This is a genomic window from Eikenella sp. HMSC061C02 (assembly GCF_001809035.1).
GTDB classification, from domain to species: domain Bacteria; phylum Pseudomonadota; class Gammaproteobacteria; order Burkholderiales; family Neisseriaceae; genus Eikenella; species Eikenella corrodens.
In genome coordinates, this window is the sequence record NZ_KV795560.1 from 57791 (window position 1) to 74068 (window position 16278).

The following is a 16278-nucleotide window of genomic DNA, read 5'->3' on the forward strand; positions in this document are numbered from 1 at the left end:
TTATGCTCCGTATATCCAGTCTTGTAGGTCTTGCTTGGTCATCTTGGTTGGGTTCTGAATCCGGTTGGCTTGCACGTCTTTATCCAACAGCGTTCTCTGACGACGAACTTGTACCGTACCCTCTGCGACAGCGAGACGGACATGGCAGCGTTCCTTCTGACCGTTGCGGTCGATGCGGCCCACGGCTTGGATGAAATCTTTAGCCACCATCGGCAGTTCCAGAAATAACACGTCCGAGCACACATTCTTCAAGCCATCCAGGCCAGAGCCCATACTTAAAGGCTGCCCAATCAGCAGGCGGCAGGTAGGGTCAGTCATGAACCGCTCGATGTTGCGCTCGCGCTGTGTGGACGTCATCGCGCCATTCACGGCGACGGCCCCGTACTGCTGACCGTGCTCCGTTAAAGCCAGAATCGCTTTCTGGTAGTAGGCATACACAATCAGTTTGCGCTCACCTAAAGACTCCACCACCGTATCCAATAACTCGAAGGCGGCGACTTTGGCGCGGGCTTTTTTCCGTTCGGCTTCGGTCTCGAAGTATTGCTCGTAACCGATGATGACTTGCTGCAACGCATTGTTGAGCGCGGATTGTGTCAGGAAGTCCACGGACTCGCCGTCTTCAATCTCCAAGAACGCTTCCTGGGCCAACTGTTTGTATTTGGCGTAGTGTTCAGGATGCAGTTTGTAGTACATTGGCTCATAGGTAACTTCCGGCAGGTCTTGGTCGATTTCCCTGCGGAATGCGCGGGCACCGTTGTACAAGAAATTTGCTTGCAGTTTCTCTTCCTCAGCCCAGGCTGTCACGCCATCGAACATATCCCGACCGGCAACATGCACCGCCTCGAAAAACCCCTTGGTCGGATACGCGTCGGGGTTCAGCAAACGGCAATACCCATACGCATCCATCGGCGTGGTAATCGGGGTACCGGTCATCAAAATCAGGTTGCGGTGGCCACTCATTGCATCATCTCCAATATCTTGCGTTTGGCGGCGATAATGTCCTCAATGCCTTTGTTTTGCCCTGTGGACTTGCCTGCCTTCTTCAATTTGGTTTCTGCCTTACGTTTCACAGTGCTGTGGTAACGGGTCAGGTTCTTGTTGTGGAACGCCCAGACACATTTGTGATTCATGGTATCGGTGTTCTTGACTGACACCGCTTCATCCACGATCAGGGTCACGTCGCGTTCCAAGTAGAAGTCATACAGCCGTTCGAAATCATTTTTGAAAATATCCATCGACAACAGGATGACATCGGCATCCAAGTTCATCGCACGGCGCTCTGCCGGGGTTCCGCGATAAACCAGCACCCGATTTATTTCGGGAATGGAGCGGAAGAACCGCGCCCACTGGGTCAGCAGAATCGGCGGCATCACCACCATGATGTGTCCGGGATTGTCGATTCGGTGGTACAGAGCCATGATGGCACTCACCGCCGTCTTGCCTGCTCCGACTTCCAACCACAAACCGGCGGCGTCTTTATCTCCCAACGCATTGATTACAGCGGCTTGGTAGTCGTAGGGTTGGAATGGCAGGGTGTAATACTGATTGACCTTGCCGACGATATTGGCAAAGCAGCCGAGTTCGGCTGCTGGTTTTGGATTCAATTCGGGACGCTGCTGTAATAAGTCGTAAACAGCCGGCGGAACGAATTGTTGCGCCGGACTAAAATGGACTTTAGGTTGCGGCGCGGCCTGCCATTGTTGCAGGATATTGAGCGCCTGCTCCCCGGACATGGGTGTCTGCTGTACTGTCATCGTTATCCTCTTCTTGCTGCTCCGCTCGTGCGGCCAGCATCTTCTGTTCGAGTTCTTGGCGGATACGCTTCCGCTCCATTTCCCAGTGTACTTCCTTGCGCTGCTTGGCCAACTGACGGAACCATTCGGCGTCCTCCGGTTGGAACCACGGACAACGGCGGAACGGAACACGCACCATCTCTGCAATGTGTGTGTCGGCGGCAGCCTGAATCACAACCTGCACTTTCCGGGTGTACAACTCTGGATACTTAACATAGAACACCGGTTCTACGTCCCAACCATTGCGCTTCCAACTTGAGGCCATCTCATGTGCGTTAAACATGTTATGCCCCGTGATACTGCGTTCTTCGATTTCGTCTTCGGTCCCGGGTTTAATGCGTAGCAGTTCGATTGCAAACGCATCTTCGGCAGCGTATTTGATGTATTCCCATTTGGTCAGTCCCATTTGGTTTAGGAACAGACGGAACTTCTCTCGTTTGGTTAAAGGTTTATCGAGATAAATCGGGGTGTTGAACCCAGAGAACGCCAGCGCTTCTTCGTAGCTCATGTATTCAACCTCCACACTCGGTGCCAGCGGTCTAATTTGCTGCTCTAGCTCCTCGCGTTCTTGATCGCGCTTCACTTCTTCCAGAAAATCTTTCATGCAGCGCACCAGAAATTTTTGGAAGTGCTTAATCAATTCCGGTTGTGCATAGTAGTTGGGGTTGAGACCGAGCAACCATTTATCGATACTGTCCGGGGTCAAACACATGGTTGGATTACCTCGTGATTCCGCAAACGCAATCATCTCATGCGGGTAGGCTTGGAGTTTTTTGCGTACACGTTTCAAATTGGCACCAAAGGCAACCAAAATTGGGTTCACAGGGAACCAATCGTCTTGAAAAGGCAGCGTCAGTTCTTGCTGCTGCCCCTGACTTTGGTATTGAAAATAAAATAGTCTGCTCAGTCCCATGATTTATCCTCTCTCTGCGTAACGCTCCTGTAACAAAGCGGTGATGGTTTCGATACTCACCTGCTCGTCGTCGAGCGTTGCCAGAATTTCCGTCAGATGCTCGTTGTCCTCACGTCCGTTCCAGATTTTCTGGTAGCCTGAACCGTAACTATTCGCCCAGCGGAACCGGTTGAGTGCGGCTTTGCCGACGTAGTGTTTGTAGAGCCAGTCGAAGGTGATTCCCAAACTGGCACACAGCAGACCGAACCTCGACATCACAGTCATCAGGTTTCCACCTTGAGTCAGCAACGTGCTCACATGGGATCGAGCCAGAGTTCGTTGTGTAGTAGGTGCGCTGGTCGGTAGCGGTTGAATCACAACGAGTAACTGATCCAACCCAAAACCTGATAACATCCACTCAGACATCAGGAAGTGCCACATATCTACTGCTTCCATCCTGGCTTGGTCGAGGTCAGGCTCTTTTTGCGACCACCATTTGTAACCAAGGTGGTCAGCCAACTCCCCAGCCTCTACCAGAAAAGCCACCCGGAAATCAGTCGCGGTTAGTCGGTAACGCCAATCGGGAAATACTTTGCGGTTGGTTTCATCCTGCAACAGCAGCATTTCAACCAGTTTTTCTCTGACGTACATGTTTAAACTCCTTTATCAACCAGTTGGCGTTGCTGCTCCCAGCCGAAGAAGTTGCCGCTGCGCTCTTCAGGGCTGCGTAACGCTTTCGCCTGATGCTCAAACGGGCTCAAATGCCGTGCCGCCTCCAATTTATTGGCGAACGCCACATCGGTTTGAACATCTGATTTTTGCCCGTCGTGTTTCAAATAACTTACCCTGGCGCAGCGGGCGGCAGACATCGGCGCCAACAAGTCGTACCACTCGTACCCGTGACGAACACGGCGATCCGCCCAGTCTTTGTCATCCTGCGTGATGTACGGTAAGTGATATATCGTTTCCTCAGGTTTGCTCGCATTCATCGCATCGCGCATCGCGCAGGCTAGAACTTGCATTTCCGGTTGGCTGTCGTGGTGGCAGCGTAGCTGGAAGAAGTTGTCCCACTCCGTGGCGGTGACTACAGTCTGTGCGTGAAGGAACGGCTCCAGCAGGCGATTCGCCAACTGCTTGTGTACGCCGTATCTCAGCAGTTCTCGGGCATGGTCAGCGGCATCCTGCGAGGCTTGCTTCCAAATTTGCAAGGCGGCCTCAATTTCAGCCGGATCGATTTCAGATTCAGCTTGCATCCCTGCTTGGTTTTTACCCCAGAACTCAGGCAGCACAGGTTCGAGTTCGACCTGCTCCAATAATTTCAGAGTTGGGATAGCGCGGCTGCTGGCAGTGGAACGACTGAACACGCGATGCGTGTTGAGTTGTGCCAGTAGGAAGCGCGGATACTTCAACTGCATTGTGGTCAGGCGTTTCCCTGCCGGGGAAATACTGTCGGCAATAATTTTGACTTCAATCATTGTCCACCCTCCTCCGGCAGCAGAATGGCGGTCAGCCAAACCAGCAAACTGGAAAACAAATACACCAGGGCATAAAACAAGGCTGGAATCCAAACTGGCGCCAGCACCTTCAACCAAGCCGTATCGGTACGATCGAACAACTTGGCAATAATCCAACAACATTCAAGCAGGCTTAGACCAAACACGGTCGCCACCCCCAAATAATATGAACTGTCTTTTTTCATCATTCAGATGCCTCCATTTTTTGCTTGATTGATTCAGGAACTTTCATGCAGTAGTCCCAGCCGATGTGGAAGTCCGGCTGGAACGTACCGTAGGCAGCGATGCCGTATTTCGATAGCAGGTTGAGTTTGACCCCCTTCGGCGGCGGCTCGACATCCGGATCGCGCCACCAGCCGGTTGAGGCTTTAGTCGGTGGTTTCTTCATCAAACTTCCCACCCCTCATTTGTACTCATACTTCGGCCTCCTCTTCCTGCGCCGCAGCCAGCATCCCCATCAAACCTTGTTGAACGATCTTTGCTATCACTCCGGCAGGTAGAGTGGTAGGTTTCAACTCAGCCTTCGACTTATCTGCCCAGTACATGTCGTTTAGGTCACGACGGTAACGCTGCATCTCGTACAAGAACATCAACCCGCAACTAGCGTGTAGCAGGTGGCTCAAACCGGTTTCATCGTCGTACTCCCAGCCTTTGGCGAACGCATTCAGGTGGCGTTGGATAGCGGCATACAACCGACTCCATTCCATCCCTTTTCGCCAGTTGTGGGCGGCATACTTCTGCGCTCCAAATTGGAGCACCTGCGCCACCCCTTCCATCCACTCGGGGTCCAACAAATCCATCGGTAATTTCCCGTTATCGAACTTCAACGCTTCTTCAGTCATCTGCCACTCCTTTCTTCCAAAATTACATCAATCATACACTTTTTAGTGTAACTTGTGTAATTCATTCACATACAAAAAGCACCAGACAATCAATATTATCTAGTGCAATCAACTATCTAACTGCTATTTCGTCCATGCCAGCAGGTCTTCCACCGCGACAGGGGTACTACAAAGTTTGTCCCACCAGGTCACACCCTGCGCTTCGATCAACTCGCAATGAGCTCGTCGCATACAGGCTACAGCCCGTTTCCCGGTCTGAGCATTCTCGAATATGCGGGTTCGCATTCCGGCTCGGTGTGCCGCCATGAGGAAGGTGTGCAGTTTGAGCTTGTCGTTCTGAGACGTCAGCATCCGCAGCATTTCTACCTGCTCGTCGAACACCTGATTGATGTCGTCCTCCATCGCCGTGCACGAATCCCCTTTCGAGATATTGGCAAAGCAACGAAACGGGATGGGGCACATCTTCACAAAGTTAATCTGTTGCATCCCCTACCTCCAGTTCTGGGAAGAAGATTTTAGCAAAAGATATGGCGTCTGAGAAACTGGGAACGTGGGCGGAAGCAAACGGTTTGACAAGTGAGACTTGATAGAGTCGGTCTAGGATTTCGCGGTCTAGGATTTCGATACAACCGACGGTACGACCGTCGACCTGGATAATGTAGTATTTCATGATTCAGTCCACCTCCACAATGCCGGGTACATCCTGTTGGTGGCGATGACGGACCGACTGGCAGCACAACCAGGACAACAATTCCTGCGTTTGTTGTACCAACATCGTGAACTCGGATGGCAGCATCACGTCCTCCCCATTCAAGGTAGCCACCGGACGGAGAGATTGCAGCACTTCGTCTTGGTAGTCTTCCGGTAAGGCTACACCGAAAGTCAGAATCATTGGTTTATCGTCCGGGTGCAAATACGGTTCCAACCCAAGGAAGTAGCCTTGGTCTGGATAAGTTTCCACCACATCCGGGCAGTCTTGGCGCACCAGAACTTCCAACGGGAAGCCGATGGTGTATTCCAACATCGTTTTGAGCATGGTCACAGCGAACTCAAACCCCAACTGATAACTGGGGGTCAGAAAGTACAGGCTGCGTAATGTGCAAACGATTTGAAAGTCACCGTCTTCGCGGAACCAACCGATAGAAACCTGTTGGTCGCTCCCCTCATGAACATACGGTTCCGTAAAAATATTGTGAGTCATCGTCATCTCCTCAAACTAGGTGCAGGCGGCGGGATACGACCGGCTTCAACACCTGCTGGTACACCACCGGAAACTCTGACTTCAGTAATTTGCTGTCCACGCGGTTGGTCTCCACGGTTTTGTAAGTATAGACAGGCACACCTTGGAAGGTCACTTCCACGTCGTCGCCGGCAAAGTTTTTCAATTCGGTTTCCAATTCGTCGATATTGGCGTCCAATACTTTGCGGTCGAATTTCAGGGTGTTCAATTTAGCAATCAGATCCAGGATTTCAGTTGTCGCAATCTTCATTTTAGACTCCAGGCTGTACAGTTTGGGATGCGCGACGCAGCATGGCTTTGAAGTTTTCAAAGCCGGCGCGATCGCCGCGCGGGGAAAAAGGAACGGGGCAGCGTCGCCCGGTAACAGAATGTTCGAGGTAACTGTGTTTGCCTCGACCGTTCCGGTGGAAATGCCAACCACCGTCGGTTATTAGTTGGCGTACATACTTGTTGTATTCTTTGTTTCGGCTGTAAATCATTTCAATCTCCAAAAGAAGCCCCCTTCCGGGGGCGTGGTTTAAGGTTTAATGTGTTCCCAATCGCAGGATAAGCCACCGTGGGTGCCGTCTTTATAGGCTACACAGGTGACGGTACCGCCGTCAGGTAAGCGGGTTTGGAAGGTGTGGTGGTTCACAGGGTTGTCTTCGGCTTGCAGGGCGACCTGGGTGGCAGACAAGACGGCAAAACCAACCAACCCAACCAATACACCGACCACTAAACTGGCAATAATCGGTCTCAAATCCATGAATCCCTCCTCAAATAATAATTTTGATCAACGACGCCTCTCCATCGACCTTTTCCAGTCCGTCCAATTCGCGTAAACCCTGCATCGCAACCTCGTACAACATATTGCTCAGGTTGCGTTGCGATACACCCTCACCCACAATCTTGGCTTCGCGTATCTCGTATTCAGGTTTATCGGCCAATTTCAACCAGATTTCGAATCGGTATTTGCGGGGCTTACTGAATATCTTTTTCCGCTTCTCCGGGTCGGCGAAATCACCGAACATTTCCGACGTCTGCTGAAATTCTTCATAAGTGTCGGACCCGATTAAAGGGAATGTGCAGTACCCGCGATAAGGTTTGGAAGGTTTTTTCTTGCGCTTCATTTCTTCTTTTCCGCTTCAACCTCACGCATTATGCGCCGAGCTTTCTCGATCATCCCCTCGTTATACTTCTCGATCGTGAATCTGAAGTTTCTGGAAGGGTACTCTGCATTCCCTCTGTCGCATGTGAATCCCAGTGGGACCCCTGCTTCTCGGAATTTTTTGCAGTATTTTTCTATTCGATTAGCATCCGTACACCATCCCCAGCGAACGGTTTTATACTCGATATCATCTCGTGAGAAGATGAAGCTCTTTATCTCTTCGATCAGTTTCTCTTTAATCATTTTTCTCTCCAAAATTAAAGCCGCCCGAAGGCGGCTGTGTTATTCCAAAGTACCTTGTTGTTCCTCGTACCTGCTGATACAGTCCTGAATCATGCAGGTTATCAGACCGGTTCGTGTCAGGTTCGGCGCTTCCCGGCGAAGGATTTTGTCCAGCTTGGCGACCTCCTTACCGCTCAATCGCACCGTCGTGGTTTTGGTGACGGTGTTCGAAGCACTGGGTTGATGATTTTTGAATCGGGTAATAAATGATAATTCACTCATTCGATGTCTCCTTATTACTTAAACAAGAGGTACAAAGTAGATTTACTTGGAATAAATACCACTCCCAACAGGGCGATACCGAAAATCAAATTCCAGTACCAGGCCAAAACAGGGAACGCCCCGTGCCTAAAGGCGTACACCACATAAAACAGGAACCAGAAATAGAAGATTAGGTTGCAGACAACATCTGCCGCCCGAAGGATGTCAATAATCCATTGAGTCATTCGATGACTCCTCTACAGATTGCATTTAAGGTGTCGGCATGAGCTTGGGCGGCTGCTCTGGTTAGGTGCGACAGACCGGCTCGGACGTACCACTTATGAAATGGATTCGAAGGGTCAAACTTTTCTTCGGCTACTTGAAACGCATGTGGAACAGTGTGGTCAAAATGCTCCTGAACGTTGTACACAGTCGCCCCTACCAAAGGGGCTTCTGTAATCGGCTTCGGAAACTCCCATTTGCCGACTTTGATTACCTGCGGCTTGCGGCGATATTCCCAGTAGTCAAACCATTTAGGGTTGCTGTTTAATTCACGCCATTCGCCATTAACCTTAACCTCCCACCGCTCCCACGGACTATCCGTTTCGGCGGCATCTTGTGCGTATTGCAGCATCAAGGCTGCGTGTTTGTGTGCTGTCATTTTCATACTCCTTGTTCAATACTTTCGATTTCTACGGGAACATTCATCAATGTTGCCATTTCAATAGCCGAAATAACGTTGGTTTGCTCCATCGTTGTAATGTGCAAGTTTTCGGTAGCTGTCGTGTGACGCAGCATGACACGCACTTCACTGTGTCTCAGTGAGATATGAACATAAGTTCCTATGTATTCGCTGAAATCAACAGGAGTTGTCCCAAAATGAAATAATGCCATTTTTTACACAGCCTCCGTATGAGCCATTAAGGTTCGGAGCAGGTAGTTAAACCAGTGTTCAAATTCGGCTCTTTCATTCATCATCGTCGTCTCCCTCCGGACTCCGCAAGTCAATACATATCAGGTCGCCTTGAGCCTGATTTAATATACGTCTCACCTGTCTAAAGTGAGCGTCATACGCCACAATCATGTCGTGCGCCATCTCCAAAATCCTCAATCGGTCCGGGGAGAGCGTAGATTTCAGCATCTCTTCCAAACCGTCCAATACTTCCTGGTGTAAATCGTCCATTTCAATCTCCTTAAACTAAACCCGACAACACACCATGTGCATTGCCGGGTCCACGTCGTAAGCCTAACAGTTCGGATTCCAGAACCAGCGTATCGCCGTCCAGAACACAGCGTCCGTCCTGCGGAGGATTCCGCACATCGTGTTTGTAACTGTGAACTTTCTTGATGCCCCATCCGTCGGGATAGTGATGGGGCCGGAACATCGGCGGTGCCGATTCCTCCGGCGAGCGTTCCTCCGTATAGGCGACATAAACGCCTGCCAAAATAGGTGAAGGTCGCAACTCGGAACGCTCTTTCAGAAAATCGGCAGCCTCGGTAAACGATTCGAATACCAATTTCATGTAGACTCCTTCCAGGAACCCAAAATATCCAAGGACGGCACGACATGGCAGTGCCACGCTTCTGGCCACGAGGCATCATCAGTCAGAAATTCGTCCAAGAGAATTTCCAACGAGATTTGAATCAACCAGCCACGGTCTGCCCAGAGCTCTTCCTCGGTGTAGAACGGGATGTAACCGTCTCGTCGGGTCGTCATCTCACGAATCCGGTCATTCAATTCCTGCCTACGGTCTTCATCCTCACGAATCAACGCCGCGATCTTCTCCGCGTTCGCAGCACCAATCGGGTGCAGAATTGCTAGGTCTGGACGCTGGAAGTTGTCCTTGGTCGGCTCGACATTGAGCACATCCAGTTCCAAACCGTATTCCGCCGCCATGTAGTTGAACAACTCTTCGGCGTAGAATACTTTGGCCATGTCGTAGTCGAACGCCCAATCGCGCTGCCACACTTCCTGCGCCGTCTCCGGCAGGTCGGTGTAATCAAATACGCCGTAATCCATAATCTGCTGCACCCCTTCCGGATCGATGTCCTGATATTTCTCGCAGTACACGTCGGCAAACTGGGAAATATCCAATTCCTCCAGACGACGCCCGTGCCATGTTTCATAAAACGGAAGCTCGACATACAGAATGTCGAGCTCTGGGTTGTAAGGTGTATTCAACTTCATTTTTGTCTCCTATCAATAAGACTCCAGATACGCTAGAGCGTAGATGTATTCCGACACTAGGAAGTCCGACGAAGCCTCATTTAAGCCTTCGATTAACCGTCTAATAGAGAACCGATCCCACCCTACATCCTGCAATCTTTTCTCAGGGCCGGGGAAACAATCAGCGATTTCCGCCCACAATTCAACTTCGGTGGGGAAAGTCTGCCCGCTGAGGGCCTCCCATTGCTCTGTATCAACGAAACGTCGAGGCACCCATAAGAATATCGGGACGCAATCACAATCACTCATTTTTGTCTCCTATCAATAGGCTTCGGCATCGCCCCGCACTTTCTCGGCATCAGGCATCGCATGGTACGGGTCGGGTTGCCGGACTTGGTTCTCAAAATCGAAATACGAGACGAACAGATAGAGAACCAGTATTAGCAACGCGAGAATCACGCCGCGCAATTTGGTTAGCATACGCAGTCCTCCAGACACTCTTGATGGGCTTCCCGTTCGTCGGCTTCGCGCTCACGCGCATCACTCTCAAACTCCTCAAGTAAAACGCGACGCGCTTCATCTTCAAGTACGTCGCGGATTTTGTGACAGAGTTGAAAAGGTAGCATCTCTAAAAGCTCGTCGCCGGTCATGCGTTCAAGCCATTCTTGGGCACGGTCTGCCGCCATCTCAGCCAAACTCTCGTCGGCTTCCCTCTGCAACATGGCGCTGAATGCGCCGGGGGGTAAGTTACTCATCTGTTAAATCTCCTCTGAGAAATGCGTTCATGGCTTGGACTTGCTCTTCAGCGTCAATTCTCCGTAGCTGAATCAAACCGGATTTCAGTCGTGCGAATTCGGGGAAAAGGCCCTCCCATACACCCTCGCTGACCTCGAACCCGTTTTCGGTCATCTCGGCAAAATAATAAGGTTCTCCGTAATCCAACTCTTTCTTCTCTGGCACGGCGAACTCGTAGGCCCCAGCCTTGATGAAAAGCGGTTTGCGGCGGTAACGCACCGTGGGTGAAAAATCGGCTGGCCCATCGAGAGTCTCCCATCTCCCGTCTGCCGCATTTCGGATTTGAAATTGGTCCCACGGGGTCTCAGAATGCTGGGCAATCTCAGCGTATTGTTTTAATAAATCGGCATAGATATATTTAGTCATTTCTCAATTCCTTGGGTTTTAGGTACACAGTGATGAGGTCCCGGCTATATACGCGGGACACTAAACCTTGCTGTTTTGCCTGCGATACCAACTTCCGTAGCTCGTGATCTCGGTAGCGATACCGGTGGACTTGGATTGAGCCACTATTACTACGCAGGACATTAAGCAAGCGCTCCAGGGTCCACCTACGATGCCGGGGTCGGCTCATCTTTGTCCCCTAGCAATAACAATCGTGTAGAAACAATACTCAAACACACATCCAAAAAGGTCTGGTTGAGCACTTTCCACAACTCGTCGTATAAATCGGTCCCATAAACACCCAGGAGTTCGTCCCAGTTCGGGCCCGCCTCAAACAGTACGTCCTCCGGTCGTTGTCTCAGGTCTTCCCACGCGGCGCCGTAGTGGCCGTCGTAATGCCCCAGCCACTCGTTGACGGCATCACGTATTACTTGCGGTAGATTCAGTTTCATATTCATATCTCCATAGAAAAGCCCGACCATCTAGGCCGGGCTTGGGTTTCAGATTTAGTCGCGGAAGACAAGCTCTTCCAATTCGCAGGCTTCAGCCCGTAATCGGGCGGTCAAGTACAATACATCAGCGGAATGGACCGGTTTTGTACCGTCACGGTGAATGGAACACCGTGTACCATCAGTATTGGCGCCGGCCACTCCGACAAACAACATCGACCCGTAAGGTCCATGTTCACGAATGGTGCGAATCACATCTTCCAAAGACTTAATTTGACGCTCGGCGTCTTGATTCAGGTTTTGCTTAGTCATTTTTCTCTCCAAAAATTTCAGATTCAGCTTCGGCGAAGGTTAAGTGTTGCCAGTGGTCGGTGTCATCGACATCAACCCACGAATCTGCCCAACGCTCGTAGGGTGTATTCCCCTTGGCTTTTACACAAACACCTGTTTCAACGGACGTAAACAGAATAATCGCACCATTGGTTCTAGATTTCGCAAACAGCGGGTAAGTCAGTTTAGTTTCAGATTTACTCTTAGTTTCAACTTGAGTTTCCGGTTTCGCTTCCTTCGGATAGCGTTCCCGCCACCGACGTTTAAATTCCTTGCGGTCGGATTCGAGTTCAAAGTGGCGAACATCCTCCGGGCGACTCACTACCCCCTCAAAAGTCAGTCGTCTGGTAAACCAGCCGGCATCGGAAATAAAGTATGGTTGGAAGTCTCTAGGGTTGCCGCTCAAATCCTTCTCGAATTCGGCGGGAATAACACCAATGCCGAAGGTTTTTAGGCCGCCTATGACTACACCTTCTTTAATCATCTCAATGACAATAGCTGCCGCCTCTTTCGTCAGCCGTCCAGTTTTAGTACGTTTCTTCGGTCTGCTCATTTCAGTCTCCAAAATTAAAGCCGCCCTATTCGGCGGCTTGGGTTAAAAATTCGATTACAGCTTCGCGCATCTTGGGTCGTCGTTTCACGACGTCGAGCACGGTGTACACTATGTCATTTGTTACGGTCACAGCGTGTGCTTGAGGTTGCCCAGCCAAGTCCTCGAACAGCCTGGCGTACACCCCGGGACGTGTGAATAAGGTATCGACTTCATCGTCGTACAATGCCTGACGCATTTCCTGGAAGGTAGAATACCCGTTGCAGGACGGAGGAACTTCATCGATGAATGCAAGGAGAAAGCCCAGTTCTGCGATAACTTCAGTTAGCGGATTCATTTCCGTACACCTCGATCAAAAGTTGCAAATTGTTTTTCGCCCACCATTTCGCCAAGAGGGCTTCAGTGTCGTAGACTTGTTTCAATACCCTCCAATCATCCCAGCCATACGTGTACGGGTCAGCATGAAACCCAGTGAGATAAATATAAGGGGTCTGTGAGATAAATGGGATTAAGTTGGATGAGGATGGATGATGGGGGATGGGAAATTTGTAACAACGTTGCACTGGGTGCAACAAAACGGAGCGGGCGGATTTGCCCGCTTTTTTATTTTCGGACACCCCGTGCCAAAGCATCGAGGGCGACATCCAACAGGCGGGATTCGGCGCCGGCCTGAAGTGTACCGCCTTTGCTCATCGGCAGGTAGGGGCGTGCCGGGATGTTGACTTGTTTGACCCTGCGAAAACCGTCGCCGACTTTGAACACCAGATAGGGTTTGTTTTTGGCTTTGACCGTGCCGCCGAACTGGTGGATGGCGGCGTAGGGTTTGTTGGTGCCGATGCGGGCGAAGTTGCTGCCGGAGGCGGTGTGGATGCTGGCGGCCAACTGCCCGCTTTTTTGCAGGATTTTGCCGCCGCGCGCATTGGCCGGCCATTTTTTGCCGCCCCAGCTTTCGTGGGCGAAGTTGTCTTCGGTGATGCTGAGCAGCTCGGCGGCAATGGCTCGCATCATCGGGCGCGGGTGGCGGGCATTGTGCAGCAGCTGCCCGAGGCCGCGTTGCAGGTCGCTGTCGTCCAAGCTGATTTCAAGCATCGTCTTCCTTCCCGGGTGCGCGTTCCAGCAGTTCGTAGTTCAACACCTCGGCCAGCCCCTGCATGATGACGAATGCCTGATGTCCGTCCAGACGGACGGTCAGGCCGTTATAGCTCAATAAAATGGAACTCAAATCGTATGCACGGTCGACTTGCACATCGCCGCTATGCTCGTCATCGGGATTCCAGTCTAGATACACCATAGCCATCACCCCCTCAATAATTGCAGCACCCAAGCCAATTGGGCGGCATTGAGCGAGGATTTGAAACGCTCGTTGCCCATCATCTGCCGCAGTGCCACACGGGCAATATCAGGATGGGCGGCCTGCGCCTTATCCACCGCCACCGAAGCCATGCGCGAGAGCATGGCCTTGCCTTGGTTGGCATTGAAACCGGCATTTGGGGCGACGAATTTGCCGTTGATGCGGATGCCGGTGCGCCGGGCATGGCGTTCTTCGCCGGTATATTGGTTGACACCGATGTCCACGGTTTGGGTTTCCAGCTGCGGGTTGGGTTTTACCCGGTCTGCCCCACGGCTGCGTGATAAGGGTCGAACCCGGCAGCGGCAGCGGTAGTCCAAGGGCGGATACAGGCTGTCCCACACCGGGTCGTCGGCGGCATAAACGCTGCCGTGCAGCAGGCGGTGGGTCTCGCGGGTGCGCTCGTCGTTGACTGCCACGTATTCCCAGTAAGGGTGAGTATCCACGGCATCCATCATCTCGGCATAACGCCCGGCCATATAGGCCGACTGCATATTGGTCAGATAGATGGTTTTCAGGCGGTGCGGGCTGCCCAGGCGCACGGTTTGGATTTCGCCGGTGTCCGGGTGCGGCACGTCCTGCCTGCCCCACCAGCCTTTGGCCTGCAATATCGGCGTCAGCTGCTCGCTGAACTGCTCCAAGGTCTGCCCGCTTTCGGCGGCTTTGACCACGGCGGCATAGATATCGCCGACCACATCCATGCGGGCGGTTTTGGCTACGGTGAAGGCGGTGGCGTGCGCATCATCCAGCATGTCCTGCCAGTCCCACGATACGTTGATGCCTTTTTGCCGCAGGTAGGCCACGGCGGCTTCGGGCTGCATGCCGAAGATGGCTTTGATGTCTTCGGGATTCATGCTTTAAGCTCCTGTGCGGCTTCGACCCTGCCGACCAGTTCGGCCAGGAAGATTAAGCGTGCCAACTCCTCTTGAAGCGCGGCATCATCCATATTCGGATAAGCGGCAGTCAGCCTGTCCAGCACTGCTTCAGGCGTGGCTTGTCCCTGTTTCAGGCTGCCAATCAAGATATCGGTTAATACCTGCCCCTGTGCATTGAGGCTACCTGAAAGCGGGGCGGGGGTGTCGATGACCAAGCCGGCATCGGCAGCCGGCCGGTGTTCGGCGAAGTCGGCCAAAGGTGACGCCGGCGTCGCATTTGGCGGAGAGGCTACCTGAACAATATCGTCGTCGCTCAGGTTGTAGGCGCGTTTCCAGTAGCTTTCGGATAATCGGACACCGCAGCCGGTCAGGATTTGGTCGCGTTCGGCCAAGGTCTTGTCGCCTGCTTCTTCGGTATATAGCACGAACTGCGGGCGCGGTGTGTCGGCGGCAAAGTTGAAACCGCAGATCCAGTCAATGAGCCGGTTCAGGCAGCCTTCGACGATGCGGCAGTCGTTGTCCCGAATATCCTTGGTTACCTCCAAACCTGCGGTGGCGCTGGCGTGGGTGCTGTCTTTCTCGGTGGTCTGGTCTTGGCCGAGCAGCGCGATGGCAATCTCGGAGCGGCAGTAGCGGATAAATCGGTCGTACACATCGGCACTGCCCTGTTTACCCGCCGCCTCTTTGATTTCGACGCTGGAGTCGTCGGGAATGGTGGCCACCGAGTTGCCGATTAGCTGTTCCAGCGCATCCAGCAGGCGGTCGGTGTCTTGGTCGGTATTGCTGCGCGGCTCGCGGCCGATGATCCACGGTGCGCCGAATTTTTCGCTGAACTCCGCCCAGAATTTCAGGCCGCCGCGTTTGAAGATGGTCGGCCAGTAGATGCAGGACAAATCGCCGATGCCGTATGGGTTGATGTAGCTGGCATTGTGGGTCGGGCACAGGAATTTGAAGGCCGGTACCGGTTCGTCGTTCAGGCTGCCTGAAAGGCGGAAGCGCAGTTGCCCGTCTTGGTCGAACTGAAACCACTCCTGCGGCTTGGCCACGATTTCGGACGGCAGCCACAGACTGCCCCGCTGCCAGATGATTTCCAAGGGCTGATAGCCGTACAGGGTAGCATCTAGGATTTGGTTGATCAGGCGGTACAGGTCAAAACCGGAGAACAGCTCGGCAATGGTGTCGCAGACCGTGTCAGGCGCACCGTTGGCTTCGATGCGCCATTCCATGCCGGCCACCGCCGACTTCCGGCGGCGCACATGGCCGGCGACAATCGGGTCGGACAGCAGCTCGCGGTAAACCGAGATGTCACGCCCGAGCTTTTTCAATACGGGGTCGGGATTGGGCAGATAGCCGCCGAAGCCGCCGATGCCCCAAAAGCGTTGGGCAACGGCGAGGTGGGCGGTCAGGTCGGCGGGTTTGAGGGTAACCGCGCCGTTGGCGGTTTTGAGTTTGAAGTGGGGTTTGGCCAT

General features: G+C 52.5%; 32 protein-coding genes. All 32 read right to left on the bottom strand.

What is annotated here, in order from left to right; translation table 11 throughout:
- Positions 1–960, bottom strand: a complete 960-nt coding sequence (locus HMPREF2541_RS07580; RefSeq protein ID WP_070542753.1) for a helicase-related protein — start codon at positions 958–960, stop codon at positions 1–3.
- Entirely contained in the window at positions 957–1733 is a 777-nt protein-coding gene (locus tag HMPREF2541_RS07585; protein WP_070542756.1) for an SNF2-related protein, read from the bottom strand. Before HMPREF2541_RS07585 ends, HMPREF2541_RS07580 begins: the two co-directional genes overlap by 4 nt.
- Positions 1675–2706 (bottom strand): hypothetical protein, encoded by a 1032-nt coding sequence (locus HMPREF2541_RS07590; protein WP_070542758.1) that lies wholly within the window; start codon positions 2704–2706, stop codon positions 1675–1677. Before HMPREF2541_RS07590 ends, HMPREF2541_RS07585 begins: the two co-directional genes overlap by 59 nt.
- Positions 2707–2709: 3 nt before the next feature.
- The gene (locus HMPREF2541_RS07595) at positions 2710–3336 is read right to left on the bottom strand and encodes a dUTP diphosphatase (protein WP_070542761.1); all 627 of its coding nucleotides are present in this window, start codon (positions 3334–3336) and stop codon (positions 2710–2712) included.
- 2 nt (positions 3337–3338) lie between these two features.
- Positions 3339–4160 (bottom strand): FAD-dependent thymidylate synthase, encoded by an 822-nt coding sequence (locus tag HMPREF2541_RS07600; RefSeq protein WP_083296794.1) that lies wholly within the window; start codon positions 4158–4160, stop codon positions 3339–3341.
- On the bottom strand, positions 4157–4387 hold the full coding sequence (locus HMPREF2541_RS07605) for a hypothetical protein (RefSeq protein WP_070542764.1): 231 nt from the start codon (positions 4385–4387) through the stop codon (positions 4157–4159). Before HMPREF2541_RS07605 ends, HMPREF2541_RS07600 begins: the two co-directional genes overlap by 4 nt.
- Positions 4384–4587, bottom strand: coding sequence for a hypothetical protein (locus HMPREF2541_RS07610; protein WP_070542767.1), 204 nt, complete (start codon positions 4585–4587; stop codon positions 4384–4386). The genes HMPREF2541_RS07605 and HMPREF2541_RS07610 overlap by 4 nt, the downstream gene beginning before the upstream one ends.
- 25 nt (positions 4588–4612) lie before the next feature.
- Entirely contained in the window at positions 4613–5041 is a 429-nt protein-coding gene (locus tag HMPREF2541_RS12415) for a dATP/dGTP diphosphohydrolase domain-containing protein (RefSeq protein ID WP_070542770.1), read from the bottom strand.
- A gap of 123 nt (positions 5042–5164) precedes the next feature.
- The gene (locus HMPREF2541_RS07620) at positions 5165–5527 is read right to left on the bottom strand and encodes a hypothetical protein (RefSeq protein WP_070542773.1); all 363 of its coding nucleotides are present in this window, start codon (positions 5525–5527) and stop codon (positions 5165–5167) included.
- On the bottom strand, positions 5514–5711 hold the full coding sequence (locus HMPREF2541_RS12420; protein WP_070542776.1) for a hypothetical protein: 198 nt from the start codon (positions 5709–5711) through the stop codon (positions 5514–5516). The genes HMPREF2541_RS07620 and HMPREF2541_RS12420 overlap by 14 nt, the downstream gene beginning before the upstream one ends.
- A gap of 3 nt (positions 5712–5714) precedes the next feature.
- Positions 5715–6083 carry a hypothetical protein gene (locus tag HMPREF2541_RS07630; RefSeq protein WP_168161104.1) on the bottom strand — a complete coding sequence of 123 codons (369 nt, stop codon included), beginning with the start codon at positions 6081–6083 and terminating at the stop codon, positions 5715–5717.
- A gap of 169 nt (positions 6084–6252) precedes the next feature.
- Positions 6253–6531: a hypothetical protein gene (locus HMPREF2541_RS07635; protein WP_070542783.1), complete on the bottom strand. Its 279-nt coding sequence runs from the start codon at positions 6529–6531 to the stop codon at positions 6253–6255.
- Positions 6532–6798: 267 nt separating this feature from the next.
- Positions 6799–7026 (bottom strand): hypothetical protein, encoded by a 228-nt coding sequence (locus HMPREF2541_RS07640; protein ID WP_070542786.1) that lies wholly within the window; start codon positions 7024–7026, stop codon positions 6799–6801.
- A gap of 10 nt (positions 7027–7036) precedes the next feature.
- Positions 7037–7390: a hypothetical protein gene (locus tag HMPREF2541_RS07645; RefSeq protein ID WP_070542788.1), complete on the bottom strand. Its 354-nt coding sequence runs from the start codon at positions 7388–7390 to the stop codon at positions 7037–7039.
- Positions 7387–7671 carry a hypothetical protein gene (locus HMPREF2541_RS07650; RefSeq protein WP_070542790.1) on the bottom strand — a complete coding sequence of 95 codons (285 nt, stop codon included), beginning with the start codon at positions 7669–7671 and terminating at the stop codon, positions 7387–7389. Before HMPREF2541_RS07650 ends, HMPREF2541_RS07645 begins: the two co-directional genes overlap by 4 nt.
- 39 nt (positions 7672–7710) lie before the next feature.
- Positions 7711–7932 carry a hypothetical protein gene (locus HMPREF2541_RS07655; RefSeq protein ID WP_070542792.1) on the bottom strand — a complete coding sequence of 74 codons (222 nt, stop codon included), beginning with the start codon at positions 7930–7932 and terminating at the stop codon, positions 7711–7713.
- Between the two features lie 14 nt (positions 7933–7946).
- Positions 7947–8156: a hypothetical protein gene (locus HMPREF2541_RS07660; RefSeq protein ID WP_070542794.1), complete on the bottom strand. Its 210-nt coding sequence runs from the start codon at positions 8154–8156 to the stop codon at positions 7947–7949.
- Positions 8153–8572, bottom strand: a complete 420-nt coding sequence (locus HMPREF2541_RS07665; protein ID WP_070542797.1) for a hypothetical protein — start codon at positions 8570–8572, stop codon at positions 8153–8155. Before HMPREF2541_RS07665 ends, HMPREF2541_RS07660 begins: the two co-directional genes overlap by 4 nt.
- 2 nt (positions 8573–8574) lie before the next feature.
- Positions 8575–8805, bottom strand: coding sequence for a hypothetical protein (locus HMPREF2541_RS07670; protein ID WP_070542800.1), 231 nt, complete (start codon positions 8803–8805; stop codon positions 8575–8577).
- Between the two features lie 73 nt (positions 8806–8878).
- Complete coding sequence (locus tag HMPREF2541_RS07675; RefSeq protein WP_070542803.1) at positions 8879–9094, bottom strand: hypothetical protein; 216 nt, start codon at positions 9092–9094, stop codon at positions 8879–8881.
- 10 nt (positions 9095–9104) lie between these two features.
- Positions 9105–9434 (bottom strand): hypothetical protein, encoded by a 330-nt coding sequence (locus HMPREF2541_RS07680; protein WP_070542805.1) that lies wholly within the window; start codon positions 9432–9434, stop codon positions 9105–9107.
- Entirely contained in the window at positions 9431–10099 is a 669-nt protein-coding gene (locus tag HMPREF2541_RS07685) for a hypothetical protein (RefSeq protein ID WP_070542807.1), read from the bottom strand. The genes HMPREF2541_RS07680 and HMPREF2541_RS07685 overlap by 4 nt, the downstream gene beginning before the upstream one ends.
- A 300-nt stretch (positions 10100–10399) precedes the next feature.
- Positions 10400–10558: a hypothetical protein gene (locus HMPREF2541_RS12210; RefSeq protein ID WP_168161105.1), complete on the bottom strand. Its 159-nt coding sequence runs from the start codon at positions 10556–10558 to the stop codon at positions 10400–10402.
- Positions 10552–10833 (bottom strand): hypothetical protein, encoded by a 282-nt coding sequence (locus HMPREF2541_RS07695; protein WP_070542813.1) that lies wholly within the window; start codon positions 10831–10833, stop codon positions 10552–10554. The genes HMPREF2541_RS12210 and HMPREF2541_RS07695 overlap by 7 nt, the downstream gene beginning before the upstream one ends.
- The gene (locus tag HMPREF2541_RS07700) at positions 10826–11239 is read right to left on the bottom strand and encodes a hypothetical protein (protein ID WP_070542816.1); all 414 of its coding nucleotides are present in this window, start codon (positions 11237–11239) and stop codon (positions 10826–10828) included. The genes HMPREF2541_RS07695 and HMPREF2541_RS07700 overlap by 8 nt, the downstream gene beginning before the upstream one ends.
- Before the next feature lie 185 nt (positions 11240–11424).
- A complete protein-coding gene (locus tag HMPREF2541_RS07705) occupies positions 11425–11709 on the bottom strand; it encodes a hypothetical protein (RefSeq protein ID WP_070542819.1) in 285 nt (94 codons plus the stop codon).
- Positions 11710–11763: 54 nt separating this feature from the next.
- Complete coding sequence (locus tag HMPREF2541_RS07710) at positions 11764–12018, bottom strand: hypothetical protein (RefSeq protein WP_070542821.1); 255 nt, start codon at positions 12016–12018, stop codon at positions 11764–11766.
- Positions 12011–12589 carry a hypothetical protein gene (locus tag HMPREF2541_RS07715; RefSeq protein WP_070542824.1) on the bottom strand — a complete coding sequence of 193 codons (579 nt, stop codon included), beginning with the start codon at positions 12587–12589 and terminating at the stop codon, positions 12011–12013. Before HMPREF2541_RS07715 ends, HMPREF2541_RS07710 begins: the two co-directional genes overlap by 8 nt.
- Before the next feature lie 600 nt (positions 12590–13189).
- Complete coding sequence (locus HMPREF2541_RS07725) at positions 13190–13675, bottom strand: phage virion morphogenesis protein (protein WP_070542829.1); 486 nt, start codon at positions 13673–13675, stop codon at positions 13190–13192.
- On the bottom strand, positions 13668–13877 hold the full coding sequence (locus tag HMPREF2541_RS07730; RefSeq protein WP_168161106.1) for a hypothetical protein: 210 nt from the start codon (positions 13875–13877) through the stop codon (positions 13668–13670). Before HMPREF2541_RS07730 ends, HMPREF2541_RS07725 begins: the two co-directional genes overlap by 8 nt.
- Before the next feature lie 5 nt (positions 13878–13882).
- Positions 13883–14788, bottom strand: coding sequence for a phage head morphogenesis protein (locus HMPREF2541_RS07735; RefSeq protein WP_070542833.1), 906 nt, complete (start codon positions 14786–14788; stop codon positions 13883–13885).
- Positions 14785–16278, bottom strand: a complete 1494-nt coding sequence (locus HMPREF2541_RS07740; RefSeq protein ID WP_070542836.1) for a DUF935 domain-containing protein — start codon at positions 16276–16278, stop codon at positions 14785–14787. The genes HMPREF2541_RS07735 and HMPREF2541_RS07740 overlap by 4 nt, the downstream gene beginning before the upstream one ends.